Origin of the sequence: Bradyrhizobium sp. B117 (genome assembly GCF_038969555.1) — a bacterium.
In the GTDB taxonomy this organism is placed as follows: domain Bacteria; phylum Pseudomonadota; class Alphaproteobacteria; order Rhizobiales; family Xanthobacteraceae; genus Bradyrhizobium.
On record NZ_CP152414.1, the window covers coordinates 5,549,154 to 5,563,900 of the forward strand.

Annotated in this window: 8 protein-coding genes and 1 pseudogene; 2 read left to right on the forward strand and 7 right to left on the reverse strand. The window is 65.6% G+C overall.

The window, feature by feature from the left end; all coding sequences use genetic code 11:
* Positions 1-95 precede the first annotated feature (95 nt).
* The 7 genes and pseudogenes from AAFG16_RS27260 to AAFG16_RS27290 all read right to left on the reverse strand — a co-directional run bounded on the left by AAFG16_RS27260 (position 96) and on the right by AAFG16_RS27290 (position 9,589).
* Positions 96-1,330 (reverse strand): annotated as a pseudogene (locus tag AAFG16_RS27260) (ABC transporter substrate-binding protein).
* A 107-nt stretch (positions 1,331-1,437) separates the two neighbouring features.
* Positions 1,438-2,349: a DMT family transporter gene (locus tag AAFG16_RS27265; RefSeq protein ID WP_283079450.1), complete on the reverse strand. Its 912-nt coding sequence runs from the start codon at positions 2,347-2,349 to the stop codon at positions 1,438-1,440.
* 174 nt (positions 2,350-2,523) lie between these two features.
* Complete coding sequence (locus tag AAFG16_RS27270) at positions 2,524-3,399, reverse strand: DMT family transporter (protein WP_342730261.1); 876 nt, start codon at positions 3,397-3,399, stop codon at positions 2,524-2,526.
* Between the two features lie 14 nt (positions 3,400-3,413).
* Positions 3,414-4,295 carry an NAD(P)-dependent oxidoreductase gene (locus tag AAFG16_RS27275; RefSeq protein WP_342730263.1) on the reverse strand — a complete coding sequence of 294 codons (882 nt, stop codon included), beginning with the start codon at positions 4,293-4,295 and terminating at the stop codon, positions 3,414-3,416.
* A gap of 2 nt (positions 4,296-4,297) precedes the next feature.
* Positions 4,298-5,429, reverse strand: a protein-coding gene (prfB, locus tag AAFG16_RS27280; protein ID WP_342730265.1) for a peptide chain release factor 2 whose coding sequence is annotated in 2 segments (ribosomal slippage) — positions 4,298-5,359 and positions 5,361-5,429 — 1,131 coding nt in all. Because the reading frame shifts where the segments join, the coding sequence is not laid out codon by codon here.
* A gap of 108 nt (positions 5,430-5,537) precedes the next feature.
* Complete coding sequence (locus tag AAFG16_RS27285; protein ID WP_342730267.1) at positions 5,538-8,048, reverse strand: penicillin-binding protein 1A; 2,511 nt, start codon at positions 8,046-8,048, stop codon at positions 5,538-5,540.
* Positions 8,049-8,293: 245 nt separating this feature from the next.
* On the reverse strand, positions 8,294-9,589 hold the full coding sequence (locus tag AAFG16_RS27290) for an N-acetylmuramoyl-L-alanine amidase (protein WP_342730269.1): 1,296 nt from the start codon (positions 9,587-9,589) through the stop codon (positions 8,294-8,296).
* A 705-nt stretch (positions 9,590-10,294) separates the two neighbouring features.
* Here AAFG16_RS27290 and AAFG16_RS27295 point away from each other — a divergent pair.
* Positions 10,295-13,399 (forward strand): Rne/Rng family ribonuclease, encoded by a 3,105-nt coding sequence (locus tag AAFG16_RS27295; RefSeq protein WP_342730271.1) that lies wholly within the window; start codon positions 10,295-10,297, stop codon positions 13,397-13,399.
* A gap of 65 nt (positions 13,400-13,464) precedes the next feature.
* Positions 13,465-14,697, forward strand: a complete 1,233-nt coding sequence (locus tag AAFG16_RS27300) for an FAD-binding oxidoreductase (RefSeq protein ID WP_283086980.1) — start codon at positions 13,465-13,467, stop codon at positions 14,695-14,697.
* The last annotated feature ends 50 nt before the right edge of the window (positions 14,698-14,747 follow it).

A 14,747-nucleotide genomic window follows, 5' to 3' on the forward strand; every position in this document is an offset into this window, starting at 1 on the left:
CCCTCGCGACAAACGCGGAACGCGTTTGCGCGGAGATCATGCCCAGCATGGTGCTGCAGGCAAAGACCGAACGCAACGAGATCAGCCGGCCGTGACTACTGGCTGCGCTCGTGGCCGACCTCGCCGGTGATGACCTCGCCGAACAGCTCCCAGGCCTGCCCGTTGAAGCGCATCAGCTGCATCTGCTCGATCGGGAAATAATCGTCCGGCGAGGTGTTGACCATGATGCCCGGCAGCATCAGGTCGGTGTGAAAACCCTTCAGGTTCGCGGCCTGCTTGATGACGTTCTCGCGCGTGAGATTGTCGCCGCACTGCTTCAGCACCTGCGCCATCGCCTCGGCCTGCACATAGCCATAGACGTTGTTGGCATTGGCCTTGTCGCCATCGGCGTAATACTTGTCCATGAACGCGCGCCAGTTCACCACGGCGGGATCCTTGTCCCAGGTCGGATCGGTCGGATCCTTCAGATAGACCGTCGAGATGATGTCCCTGGAATACTCCAGCCCGGCCGGCTTCAGCACCGATGCGACCGAGGTCGCAGTGTTGGCCAGGAAAAATTTCGGCTTCCAGCCGAGCTCGCCCACTTTCCGGATCGCCTGTGCCGAACCTTTCGGCGCGGCCCATGAGAAGAAGATGTCGGCGCCGGAATCGTGCAGGGCCACGATCTGCGAGTCGATCGAGGGATCGCTCACCTCGTAGGATTTGTCGGCGATGATCATGCCGGCCTTGTCACCGAGCCCGTCCTTCAGGCCCTTGAACTGGTCCTTGCCGGCATCGTCGTTCTGCCAGAACACCGCGATCTTGCTGTTCGGAAAATGGTCGCGGATTATTTTGCGTAGATCCTCCCCTCGCTCTGGTAGTTGGGCTGGAAGCCCATGGTCCAGGGGAAGTTCTTGGGATCGCCGAATTTGGTGCCGCCCGAGGCGACGAACAGCTGCGGCACCTTCTTCGCATTCATGTATTTCATGATCGCGGAATTGGAGGGCGTGCCGAGCGGCTGGAAGATCAACAGCACCTCATCGCTCTCGACCAGCTTGCGCGCCTGCTCGATCGCCTTCGGCGGCGAATAGGCGTCGTCATAGCTGATGAAGTTGACCTTGCGGCCGTTGATGCCGCCCTGCTCGTTGATCATCTTGAAGAATGCGGCTTCGGTCTTGCCGATCACCCCATACGACGACGCCGGCCCGCTATAGGGCATGATGTTGCCGATCTTGATTTCGGTGTCGCTGGCGCCGGGATCGTATTTCTTCTGCGCCGAGGCCGGCGTCGCGGCGATCACGCCGGCGACGAGAATGGCGAGGGCAGCAAGGTTTTCGCGACGACCCGGCATTGGTCTCTCCCCTGTTTTGTAGTCTTGTTTTGCTGGGAGTGTCGCAAGCAGGCTTGACGCTGGCAAGCGATACGATTTTCCGCGGCATGAAACGCTGGATCGGGAACTTAAGCGATATGACGCAGCAGGCCGAGCGCGCGTCCGTCAATCACCAGCAACGCGCTGCCGATGATGATCGCGCCCGCGATCTCCCGCGCAGAGATCGGCTCGCCCAGCACCAGCCATCCCAGCAGGATGGCGGTGACGGGAATGAGCAGCGTCACCAGCATCACATTGGTTGCCCCCGAGCGCTGAATGATTTGAAAGAAGACGATGTAAGCGAGCGCCGTTGAAAGCGCGGCGAGACCAAGAATCGCCAGCCAGGTCGCGACGCCCGGCATTGCCAGATGCCATGGCTGCTCCACCGCGCCGGCAACGACCGCCATCATCACCGTGGACGCCATCAGCTGAAACGTCGCCGTTCCAAGCGGCGGCGAGTCCTTGAGCAGCCGCCGCGCCGCCAGCGCCGCGAAGCCGTAACTGAGGGCACCTGCGAGGCAAAGCAGGATGCCGAGCCCCTGCCCCGGTCTCGTCTCGATGCCCCATCCGCGCAGGATGACCACTCCGACGACGCCCAGCGCCACGCCGGCCACCCGTCGCATCTGCAAGGCCTCCTCGCCGGCCGCTGCCATCACGATCACCGTGAATAGCGGCGTCGTGGCATTCAGGATCGAGGCGAGTCCGCTCGGAATGAAGGTCTGGCCAATCACGATCAGCGAGAACGGAATGACATTGTTGAGCAGCCCGATCGCGATGAACGGCTTCCAGCCGGCGGTGTCCTTGGGAAAACTGATGCCCTGCATGCGAAGGAGTGGCAGCAGAATGGCTGCCCCAAGCGCGACGCGCAAAAACACCAGCGTCAGCGGCGGCAACTCCCGCAGCGCCGCGCCGTTGAAGAAGAACGAGCCGCCCCAGAGGATCGAGAGCACTGCGAGCAGCGACCAGTCTCGCGCGTCGATCCGGTTGTCGTTCGGGGGCATACGTCTCGCCTCAGTGGCCGAGCCTGTCGCCTAGAGCATGATCCGGAAAAGTGCGCAGCGGTTTTCCGAAAAGATCATGCGCAAACAACAAACTAAAGCGCGATGACGATTCATCCTGATCTCATCGTGCTTTAGGACGGCACAGCCAACTTTCCCACCCGATTTCCGAGAACGTTATGAGGTCCGTCGCGTCCGGGCATCGCCGGCGATGTCGGCGACCACCGCGCCGATCACCAAAGCTCCGCCAATGAGCGCGTGCACGGCCGGCACTTCGCGAAACGCAGCCCAGATCCAGAACGGCATCAGCGGCGTTTCCAGAGTCGCGATCAGCGAGGCTTGCCCTGACGGCAAGAGGCGCGAGCCGAGCATGTAGAAGGTCAGGCCGAGCGCGACCTGGAGGCACCCGAACATCGCGAGGATCGCAAGGCCGTTGCTGCCGACATGGGCGATGTCGTGGGCGAACGGCAGGCTGACGAGGCTTCCCAGGAAGTTCGAAAGCGCAGCCGCCGCCACCATCGACGTCTCGCGGTGGCGCCGGACCACCACCGTCATGGCGGAGATGGCGATCACCATCAGGCAGCTCAGGGCCAGGCCGCCAATATCAGCGCCGGCTTGCACGCCGCCGACCGTGATGACGACGCCGGCAAAGGCGATCAGGCTCGCAATGAGCGTGCGCCACGTCGCGGCTTCGCCAAGCCAAAGCCAGGCCAGCGCCGCGGCGACAAAGGGCTGGGTTGCGATCAGTACCGCGACATTCATCACCTTGGTCATCTGAAGTGCGGGGATGAACGAGACCATGCCGATGGTGGACAAGGAGGCGACGAGCAAACCACCCCTCCCCGGCACCACCAATTGCCACAGAGCCGCACGGCCCTGCATCGCGACGAGAAACACGCTGATCAGGCTGCCCGCGAACACGCCGCGCCAAAACAGAATGGTCCAGGGGGCGAACGGCAGCAGGCGGGTGAAGAACGGTGCCGTGCTCCAGGCAACCGCAGCGGCGATGACGAGGGCAATGCCGAGACCGCGTTCCGAACGAGGCTGCCCCATGTCGATGTGTCCGGCTAGGACGGCTTCTTCGGCCGCGACACCAGCTCGATCATCCTGCCCTCGTCGTCATCCGGCATGGCGGCCTTCGCCTGCGCGTAGGACTCGACCGCGGCGCGTGACACCAGCGGCTTGTCGGCAAGCAGGCTTTCCGCGAGCCTCACCGCGTAGGCTGCATCCTTGTGCCGCAGCGCTGCGGTGAAGGTCGCCCCGGAGAAATCGCGGGCGACCATGCGCCTGGAGTGACGCTGCACCTGGGGGCTCGCGGCGACGCCCGCCTGGATCGAGTCCAGCACGAGGTTCATGTCGAGCCCGGCCTGCTCGGCGATCGCCAGCCCTTCTGCGAGCCCGGCGATCTGGATCGCGCCCATGAGATTGTTGATCAGCTTGTAGACCGTGCCGGAGCCGACCGCGCCGAAATGACGGATGGTCGAGCCGATCGGTTCGAGGAACGGCCGCGCGCGTTCGAGATCAGCCGCGTCCGCACCGACAAGCAACGTCAGCTTCCCGGCGGCCGCCGCGTCCGGCAATCCCGTCACGGGGCAATCGATATAGATCAGCCCGCGCGCATTGAACTCGCGGCCCATCTCGCGGGCGTGGTCATAGGAGACGGTGGAGCATTCGATCGCGATGGTGCCGGCCTTCGCCGTCTTGGCCGCGCCGTCAGGACCGAGCCAGACCGCGCGCGAGGCCTCGTCGTCGGCAACCATGGTCACGACTGCGTCGGCATCGATCGCGGCATCCTCCGGCGAGGTCGCCCAGTGCGCACCGCGCGCGATCAAATCTTCCGCCTTGGCCTTGCTGCGATTCCAAAGCGTCACCGTGAAGCCGGCATCGAGATAGCGGCCGGCCATGCCATGGCCCATCCGCCCAAGCCCGATGAAGGCGACGCGGGTCATCGCTAATCCACGTCCTCGATTTCGCCGCTCGTGGTGCCGAAGGCGCGCTGCGCCAGCGTCGCGGCCATGAACTCGTCGAGATCGCCGCCGAGCACGCCCGATGTGTCGGAGGTCTGCACGCCCGTGCGCAGGTCCTTCACCATCTGGTAGGGCTGGAGCACGTAGGAGCGGATCTGGTGACCCCAGCCGATGTCGGTCTTGGCGGCTTGGTCGGCGGCGGCCTTCTCCTCGCGCTTCTTCAGCTCGATTTCATAAAGGCGGGCGCGCAGCATGTCCCAGGCCTGCGCGCGGTTCTTGTGCTGGGAGCGGCCGGCCTGGCAGACCACGGCGACGCCGGTCGGAATGTGCGTCAGGCGCACCGCGGATTCGGTCTTGTTGACGTGCTGGCCGCCGGCGCCGCCCGAGCGCATGGTGTCGACGCGGACGTCGGATTCCTTGATGTCGATTTTGATGCTGTCGTCGATGACGGGAAACACCTGCACGCTCGAAAACGAGGTGTGCCGCCGCGCGTTGGAATCGAACGGCGAGATGCGCACCAGGCGGTGCACGCCGGCTTCCGTCTTCAGCCAGCCATAGGCGTTGTGGCCGGAGACCTGGATGGTCGCGGACTTGATGCCGGCCTCTTCGCCCTCGGACTCCTCTAGCACCTCGACCTTAAAGCCGTGGGTGTCCGCCCAGCGCGTGTACATGCGCAGCAGCATCTGCGCCCAGTCCTGGCTCTCGGTGCCGCCGGCGCCGGCATGGACCTCGAGATAGGAATCGAAGCGGTCGGCCTCGCCCGAGAGCAGCGCCTCGAGCTCGCGCCGCGCGACTTCCTTCTTGAGGTTCTTCAGCGCCACTTCGGCCTCGGCCACGACGCCGTCATCGCCCTCGGCCTCGCCGAGCTCGATCATGCCGATGTCGTCTTCGAGCTCCTGCTCGACCTTGCCGATACCGGAGAGCGAATCCTCAAGCGAGGTGCGCTCCTGCATCAGCTTCTGGGCTTTCTGGGGATCGTTCCAGAGGTTGGGATCTTCTGCGAGCTTGTTCAGCTCAGCGAGGCGCGCCGTCGATTTCTCGACGTCAAAGATGCCTCCTCAGCAGCCCGACTGACTGCTTGATCTCTTCTACCAACCGTTCGATTTCGGCGCGCATGTGGCTCTCTGGTCTCGCGGAATCCCGCGTGCATTTCGAGATGGGGATGTAGCGGCGGCGGCTGCAAAGCGCAACCGCCGGAACCGCGATCGTCAGCCTTATCCGCGGCTACCACAGCCCGCCGGTGCCCGGCCGCATGAGGAAGCCGGAATCCGGCTGCTGCTGCTGCGAGGCCGGCATGCCGCCGCGCGCGTCGGCGTCGGCCACACCGATGACCGCATAATTATCCGGCGGCGCCGTGCCCGGCTTGAAGGCTTCGAGGATGGTTCCGCCGGTCTCGCCGGGGCCGGCGCGCATGCCGGTCTTGGCGACGACGCGCACCAGCTTGATGCCGGCCGGCACCTTGAACGGAACGGCGGGCTTGTCGGCGAGCGCGAGCTTGAGGAAATCGCGCGCGATGGGCGCGGCCAGATGGCCGCCGGTCGCGGCGTTGCCCTTACCGAGCGCGCGCGGCTTGTCGTAGCCCATATAGATGGCGACGGCGACGTCGGGCGAGAAGCCGACGAACCAGGCGTCCTTGGCCTCGTTGGTCGTGCCGGTCTTGCCGGCGATCGGCTTGCCGACCTCCTTGACCACGGTCGCGGTACCGGCCTGCACCACGCCTTCCATCAGCTCGGTGATCTGATAGGCGGTCATGGAATCCAGCACCTGCTCGCGGCGGTCGATCAGCTGCGGCTCGGGCTGGTTCTTCCAGCCGCCGGGTGCGTCGCAGCCGCGGCATTCGCGCTGGTCGTGCTTGAAGATGGTGTGGCCGTAACGGTCCTGGATACGGTCGATCAGGGTCGGCTTCACGCGGCGGCCGCCATTGGCGAGCATCGAATAGGCGGTCACCATTCGCATCGCAGTGGTCTCGCCGGCGCCGAGCGCGTAGGACAGATAGTTCGGCAGCTCGTCATAGACGCCGAAGCGGCGGGCATATTCGCCGATCAGGGGCATGCCGATGTCCTGCGCAAGGCGCACCGTCACGGTGTTGAGCGACTGCCGTAGCGCGTTGCGCAGCGTCACCGGCCCCTGGAACTTGCCCGAGGAGAAGTTCTCCGGCCGCCACACGCCGGCGCCCTGGCCCTGGTCGATTTCGATGGGCGCGTCGAGCACGACGGTCGAGGGCGTGTAGCCGTTGTCGAGCGCGGCCGAATAGACGATCGGCTTGAACGACGAGCCCGGCTGCCGGTAGGCCTGCGTGGCACGGTTGAACTGGCTCTGGTCGAACGAGAAGCCGCCGACCATCGCGAGCACGCGGCCGGTCCAGGGATCCATCACCACCATCGCGCCGGACACTTCGGGGATCTGGCGCAAACGGTACTGGCCTTCGACCGGCTGTCCTTCCTTGCTGTAGAGCGGATCGGCATAGATCACATCGCCGGGCGCCAGCACCTGCGCCACGGACGTCGGCGTCTTGCCCTTGGCATTGCCCTGGGCCGCCCTCGCCCAGCGCACGCCGTCGAGGGTGACGAGGCCGGTCTCGCGTTGCTTGCTCACGGCGCCGCCGAGCTCACGGCTCGGCTGGAAGCCGATGCGCGCCGACTGATCGCTGGTCTCCAGCACCACCGCCATGCGCCACGGCGAGATGTCGGACAGCGACTTGATCTCGGCGAGCTTCACGCCCCAGTCGCCGGAGATATCGAGCTTGCTCATGGCGCCGCGATAGCCCTGCTGCTCGTCATAGTTCACGAGACCCGAGACCATGGTCTTGCGCGCCATGACCTGGATCTTCGGATCGAGCGTGGTGCGGACCGAGAGACCGCCCTCGTAGAGTTTCTTCTCGCCGTAACGCTCGAAGATGTCGCGGCGGACTTCTTCGGCAAAGTATTCACCGGCGAAGGTGTGGGCGCCGCCCGAACGGTTGGTGACGGCCAGCGGCTCCTTGCGCGCCTTGTCAGCGTCGGCCTGCTTGATCCAGCCGTTCTCCAGCAGACGGTCGATGACGTAGTTGCGGCGCTCGACGGCGCGATCACGGTTGCGGACCGGGTGCAGCGTCGCCGGCATCTTCGGCAGGGCCGCCAGATAGGAGGCTTCCGCCACGGTCAGCTCGTTCACCGACTTGTCGAAATAGACCAGCGAGGCAGCCGCGATGCCGTAGGCGCCGAGGCCGAGATAGATCTCGTTCAGGTACAGTTCGAGGATCTTGTCCTTCGAATAGGTCTTCTCGATGCGCATCGCCAGCAAGGCTTCCTTGATCTTGCGCGAGAAGGAGACCTCATTGGTCAGCAGGAAGTTCTTGGCGACCTGCTGGGTGATCGTGGAAGCACCCTGCGGACGGCGGTTGGAGCCGAAGTTCTGCAGATAGAGCACGCCGGCGCGCGCCATGCCGGTGTAATCGATGCCGCCATGCTCGTAGAAATTCTTGTCCTCGGCCGCGAGGAAGGCGTTGATCACGAGCTTCGGCACCGCCTGGATCGGCAGATACAGCCGCCGCTCCTTGGCGTATTCGCCGAGCAGAGAACCGTCGACCGCATGCACGCGGGTCATCACCGGCGGCTCGTAATCCTGAAGCTGAGAGTAGTCGGGCAAGTCCTTGGAGAAATGCCAGATCAGGCCTGCCACGGCTCCGACACCGACAAGGAACACCACCGTTCCCGCGGCGAACAGGAAGCCCATGAACCGCACCAGCAAGCGCATTATCTGTTTATCCGTTCAAACCCTGGATCAGTCCAGTATCAGCCCCATAGGACCTAAAAACTGGCACCTAAAACTGGTGCCAACCTCACGTCGCGAATTCACCGGCCTACGCAATCACATGAAGGCCGAGCCTAAAGACGCTTGCCGAGCGGGATTCTCTCCGATTCCGGAACCCCCTGCGGCATTTTTATAAAGCGCCCGCTGTGGCCAAACTAGGGCTTTTGCGGCGGGACGGAAAAACCCTTTCAATTCGAGGGACCTGCCGTGGCCAGTCGCTTGGCCAGGAACCCGTCGATCGCCTGTGCCATCGCGCCTACAGCCTTGGAGCGCCAGCCCTCGGACACCAGGTGCCCGAGATCGCCCTTGTTGGAGACGTAGCCGATCTCGACCAGGACGGACGGGACGTCGGGTGCTTTCAGGACCCGGAATCCGGCCGACTTTAGGGGATGCTTGTGCATCCGTACGCTCGACTTCATTTCGCTCATCAATAGGCGGGCGAAACGGTTTGAAAACGTGCGGGTTTCCCGCTGGGTGAGGTCGATCAGGATGTCGGCGACATCGGTCGGCTCTTCCGCCAGATTGAACCCCGCGATGGCATCCGCCCGGTTTTCCGCATCCGCCAGCCGCTGCGCCTCGGCGTCGGAGGCCTTGTCGGACAGCGTGTAGATGGTGGCGCCCTGCGCGTCACCCTCGGCCTTGGGCAGCGCGTCGGCGTGGATCGAGACGAACAAGGCCGCTTTCAGGTTACGGGCGATTTTGGTTCGGTCATTGAGCGGGATGAACGTGTCGTCGTCCCGCGTCATCACCACACGATATTTACCGGCCTTTTCGAGCCTGTCGCGGAGCGCCAGGCCGAAGGCCAGCACCAGATTCTTCTCGCTCTCGCCGCTCGACTGGGTGCCGTTGTCGATGCCGCCATGGCCGGGATCGATCACGACCACCGGACGGCCATCGGCCTTCTGCTGCGCCGTTTCCGGCGCGGGGGCAGCCGGAACCGTCGCCGGCGGCGCATCGGCGATCGCGGGCCGCAGCTCCGGACGCTTTTCCGCAGGAATCGTCGGCACGAAAGCGGTGCGGTCGACCTCCTCGAGCTCGAGCACGAGCCGCGCCGGCTGACCGTTGGCCGCCTCCAGCACGTAGGAATTGGCGATCTTGGCGGGTCCCGTCAGGTCGAACACGATTCGCGAGCCGCCGGGCATGACGAGGCCGTAACGGAAGGCCTTGACCAGCCCCCGCCCCCCAGTCCCGGTGCCGGCGGGCAGCTGAAAATTGAGCTGGGGCACGTCGACCACGACCCGATACGGGTCGGCCAGGGTCACGGTGCGGAAGGTGACGGTCTGATCGAGGTCGAGGACGAAGCGGGTCTGCTTGGCATCACCGGCGAGGCGCGCGGCCGAGGCGATCGGAAAATTCGCCGCTGCTATAGCGGGTTGCGGCTGGCTTTCCGCCGCCCTCAGACGCCAGGAATCAGCGCCCGCCAATAGTGCAGTGCACAGCAGCGCGCCACCCAGCAAAACCCTTTGATTTGTGCGGCTCGCCACCGATTCCGTGCCTCCGAGCGGCCCTTTTAACGCAATAGAACCACAGGGTTAATCGAACCTTAATGACAAAAATGCGAAACTCGCCGACTGTGACCGCCGTGCGACGCTCCCTTGCACGGTTGGCCCATTCCACGTATGTACGGAATGCTGACGGCCGATATTTCCGGTTGTGTCGCATTCAGCCTCCCGGTGCAGCGCCGGAGCTCCCAAGGTTTTGGGAATTCCTGCGTTTTCCGTTCCCCTCTAAGACCAGCGCGGTGCGCGGCAGCGAGGTGGAATGGGCTAAAGCCCCGGTGGCGGACGGTCCCTGGTTACCTCAGCGTGTCCGGGACGGTTCTGACAGCGGCGTGACCATTTACCCGGTCCCTTAATCCCAAGGGAGCGGTTCGTAATCCCAAGGCGAGCGCGCTCGCGCCATGCCTGGCCAGCAGCAACTGATTGAGGGGCGGCCCCGCCGCCCAATGCTTCATACGGGCCGACGCTTGATGCGCCAGACTGTGCCGACGAATTCTGAAGGACCGTTCGCGACGCTGCGGAGTGACAATCCCGCGCGCCGCCTCGGTCCCGAAGCTTCCGGTTCGGCAAGGCGCGAGAGACGGCGTTTCGGCCTTCCCCTCACCCCCGAATCAGGTGGACCGTCGCGTCACCCGGCAGCGCAATTCGCGCCCACGGTCGATCGCGCCCGCCGCCGCCAAGAGTTAAGACATGCCCAACAAGATGTTGATCGATGCCACCCACCCGGAAGAGACCCGGGTCGTCGTGGTCCGCGGCAATCGCGTCGAAGAGTTTGATTTCGAGACCGCGCAACGCAAGCAACTGCGCGGGAATATCTATCTCGCAAAGGTCACAAGGGTCGAACCCTCGCTCCAGGCCGCTTTCGTCGAGTATGGCGGCAACCGCCACGGCTTCCTCGCCTTCAGCGAAATCCATCCCGACTACTACCAGATCCCGGTCGCCGACCGGCAGGCGCTGATCGAGGCCGAGGAACAGGCCCATCGCGAGGCCGAGGAAGAGAGCGAGAACCGCTCCCACGGCCGCCGCCGCTCGCGCCATCGCAACGCCCGTCGCCGCGGCCACGGCGAGCGCGTCCGCAGCGACATCGTCGAAGGCCTCGAGGCCGGTGCCGATCCCGCGGCACAGCCGGTCGAGGGCGAAGCCCTGCACACCGAGGGCGCATCGCACGAGGGCGAGCACCTGCACGCAGACGCGGAGCATCACGGCGAGCACGAGGGCCACGAGCATCACGACCATGGCGATCATGATCACCACGACCATGACCATGAAGCCCATGGGCACGACGACCACCATCATGCCCATGATGACGATCACGCGCACGATCATGACGACCACCATCATGACGACGAGCACGACCATCACGGCCATGATTATGCCGCCGAGACGCCAGCGCTCGGCGCCGAGCCCGTGGTCGCAACCGAGACCGCTCCCGAGCCGCAGGAAGCCCAGACCTTCGAAGCTCACGCGTCCGAAGCACATGCCGAGGCTCTGGCCGAAGCCGTGACGGCCGCCACGGAACCGGCCGATGCCGTCTACGCCGCCGGCGATGTCGCCGAGGCACCGCACGCGGAGGCCGCGGACGGTGAAGACGACGAGGACGAGGACGGCGAGGAAGCCGAAGAGGAAGTCGTCGAATCCGTCGGCGGCGACGACGTGCTGGAGGAAGTGCCCGAACGCACCTTCCGCCCGCGCCGTCAGTACAAGATCCAGGAAGTCATCAAGCGCCGCCAGGTCATGCTGGTGCAGGTGGTCAAGGAAGAGCGCGGCAACAAGGGCGCTGCGCTGACCACCTACCTCTCGCTCGCCGGCCGCTACGCCGTGCTGATGCCGAACACCGCGCGCGGCGGCGGCATCAGCCGCAAGATCACCAGCGCCCAGGACCGCTCGCGCCTGAAGGAAGTGGTGCAGGACCTCGACGTGCCCGAGGGCATGGGCATCATCCTGCGGACCGCGGGCGCCTCCCGCACCAAGCCGGAGATCAAGCGCGACTTCGAGTACCTGATCCGGATGTGGGAGACGGTGCGTGACCTGACGCTGAAGTCGCAGGCCCCGACCCTCGTCTACGAGGAAGGCTCGCTGATCAAGCGCTCGCTGCGCGACCTCTACAACAAGGAGATCGACGAGATTCAGGTCGCCGGCGAATCCGGCTACCGCGAAGCGCGCGACTTCATGAAGATGCTGATGCCCGCCAATGTCAGCGCGGTGAAGCAGTATCGCGACGGCCAGCCACTGTTCTCACGGATGGGCGTCGAAAGCCAACTGGATGCGATGTTCTCGCCGACCGTGCAGCTTCGCTCCGGCGGCTATGTCGTGATCAACCAGACCGAGGCGCTGGTCTCGATCGACGTCAACTCCGGCCGCTCGACCCGCGAGCACCATATCGAGGACACCGCGCTCAAGACCAATCTGGAGGCGGCCGAAGAGGTCGCCCGCCAGCTCCGCCTGCGCGACCTCGCCGGCCTGATCGTCATCGACTTCATCGACATGGACGAGAAGCGCAACAACCGTGCGGTCGAGCGCAAGCTGTCCGATTGCCTGAGGCAGGATCGCGCCCGCATCCAGGTCGGCCGCATCTCGCATTTCGGCCTGCTCGAGATGTCGCGCCAGCGCATCCGCGCCAGCGTGCTGGAATCTTCGACCGACCCGTGCCCGCATTGCGGCGGCACCGGCCATGTCCGCTCGGTGTCCTCGGTGGCGCTCCAGCTGCTGCGCGGCCTCGAAGAGATCCTGATGAAGGGCGCGACCCATAATCTCGTGGTCCGCACCCGCACCGACGTCGCGCTCTATGTGCTGAACCACAAGCGCGGCCATCTGCGCGACCTCGAAAACAGCTTCAAGGTCACGCTGTCGATCATCGCCGATCCCAGCGTCAGCGGCCCGCAGGCCTATCTGATCGACCGCGGCGAGCAGGTGCATACGCTCGAAGCCGCGAAGGCGCTGCTCGCAGCGCAGGCAGCCGCGAGCCCGCCGCCGCTGGCTGAAGACGCCTATGACGACGAGGAGTTCGATCCGGAGCTGGAATCCGAGGTCGAAACCGAGGAGAGCGAAGGTCTCACTGAAGAACAGGCTGCCGGCGAGGCCGGCTCCGAGCAGGACGGCCAGCGCCGCAAGCGCCGCCGTCGCCGGCGCGGCCGCGGTGGCCAGCGCGACGGCGAGCTGCGCGAGGACAGCCCGCCCACCCTTCCCGAGGCGGCCGTGGCTGCCGGCGAAGGCGAGGACGATTCCGAATCCGAGCAGGACGGCGAGGAAGGCGAGGAGCAGGCGGCCCGTGGCGAGCAGCAGGGCGGCGGCGAGCGCCGGCGCCGGCGTGGTCGCCGCGGCGGACGCCGTCGGCGTGGCGGTGGCGAGGAAGGTCTCGCCGGCTCCATCGGCGACGAGCTCGCGGCCAATGTGCCGCCGGAAGCGAGCGACGCAGTCGCCGATTTCGACAGCTTCGGCAACGAAGCTGCGCCCTCGATCGCACAGGCCGAGCACGTTGCCGAGCCGCAAGCTGCTCAGCCTGAACCGCTTGTCGAGGTGCAGCCCGAGGTGCCGGCCCAGCAGGAACCCGCTCCGAGTACAGCGGCCGAAGAGTCCGCCGACGACAAGGCCGCGCGACGTCGCTCCACGGTCCGGGAGAAGGTGAGCTTCCTGACGAGCAGCCAGAGCGAGCCCACAACGCCGGTTGCGCAGGCGAGCGAACCGGTCGCTCCGCCCGCGCCGGCCCCTGAGCCCGCGCCGGAAACGACGATCGAGACTCCGGCCGCGCCGCGCCGCGCCGGCTGGTGGTCACGGCGCTTCGGCGGCGGCGAGTAACAGGAACATCCAGATGAAACCGCCCGGCCAAACCGGGCGGTTTTGATTTGGCGAGGTCAGTGTCGATGCAAAGTGCGATCGTTCTCGGCGGCGGCATGATTGGAGTCAGCGCCGCGCTGCACCTGCGGCAGCGCGGCTGGGCTGTCACGCTCGTCGACCGCAGGGAGCCCGGCCGCGAGACCAGCTACGGCAATGCCGGGATGATCCAGGCCGAAGCGGTGCGCCCCTATCCGATGCCGCGCGACCTCGCCTCGCTGCTCAAGATCGCGACCGGCCGCACCAACGACGTGCGCTACAGCCTGTCGTCGCTTCATCTCCATATCGAGCCCCTGCTCCGCTATTGGTGGCATTCCGCGCCGAAGCGGCACCGCGAGGCCATCGACGCCTGGGCGCGGCTGATCGCCTACGCGACGAGCGAGCACGACATCCTCATTCGCGAGGCGCACGCGGACAATCTCATTCGTCGCGCCGGATACCGGCATCTGCATCGTGACGCAGCTTCGTTCGATCAGGCCGTTAAGGCCGCGGAAGACGACGCGCGCGAATTCGGCGTGAGGTTTCGCGCGCTCTCGGGAGCCGAGCTCGCCAAGGCCGAGCCGATCCTGCGCGACGACCTCCCCGGCGCAATCCACTGGCTCGACACCTGGACCGTGTCCGATCCCGGCGCGCTGGTCACCGCCTATGCCGAGCTGTTCGAGCGCCTCGGCGGCAACATTGTGCTCGGAGACGCCCAGAGCCTGCAGCAGACCGCGACCGGCTGGTCGGTCAATACCGACAAGGGACGCATCGACGCCCCCCACGCCGTCGTGACGCTCGGACCATGGTCGCCCGATCTGCTGCACAAGTTCGGCTACCGCATTCCGCTGGTGCGCAAGCGCGGCTACCACATGCACTATGCCGGCGGCGCGTCGCTCGATTTGCCGCTCGTCGACAAGGGCCGCGGCTATGCCATGGGACCGATGGCCAAGGGTATCCGCATCACCACCGGCGCGGAATTGACCGGCATGGATGCGCTCGCAACGCCGGTGCAGCTCGCCAGCGCCGAGGCCTCCGCGCGCGAGCTGATCGATCTCGGCCAGCGCGTCGAGCCGGATCCGTGGTTCGGCACGCGGCCCTGCACACCCGACATGCTGCCGGTGCTCGGGCAGGCTCCGCGCCATCCCGGCCTCTGGATGAACTTTGGCCACGGCCACCAGGGCTTTACGCTCGGACCCGCGACCGGACGCCTGCTCGCGGAGATCATGAGCGGCGAGCCGCCGGCGATTGATCCCGCGCCTTACCGGCCGGAACGGTTCTAGCCCACTGCGTTCGCGGCAAGCACCGCGAAGCGCGGACGAAATCCGCATCA

Coding starts and splice junctions, on each gene's coding strand:
- AAFG16_RS27275 (WP_342730263.1), bottom strand. CDS start 4,295: ATGACCCGCGTCGCCTTCATCGGGCTTGGGCGGATGGGCCATGGCATG.
- AAFG16_RS27300 (WP_283086980.1), top strand. CDS start 13,465: ATGCAAAGTGCGATCGTTCTCGGCGGCGGCATGATTGGAGTCAGCGCC.
- AAFG16_RS27265 (WP_283079450.1), bottom strand. CDS start 2,349: ATGCCCCCGAACGACAACCGGATCGACGCGCGAGACTGGTCGCTGCTC.
- AAFG16_RS27285 (WP_342730267.1), bottom strand. CDS start 8,048: ATGCGCTTGCTGGTGCGGTTCATGGGCTTCCTGTTCGCCGCGGGAACG.
- AAFG16_RS27270 (WP_342730261.1), bottom strand. CDS start 3,399: ATGGGGCAGCCTCGTTCGGAACGCGGTCTCGGCATTGCCCTCGTCATC.
- AAFG16_RS27295 (WP_342730271.1), top strand. CDS start 10,295: ATGCCCAACAAGATGTTGATCGATGCCACCCACCCGGAAGAGACCCGG.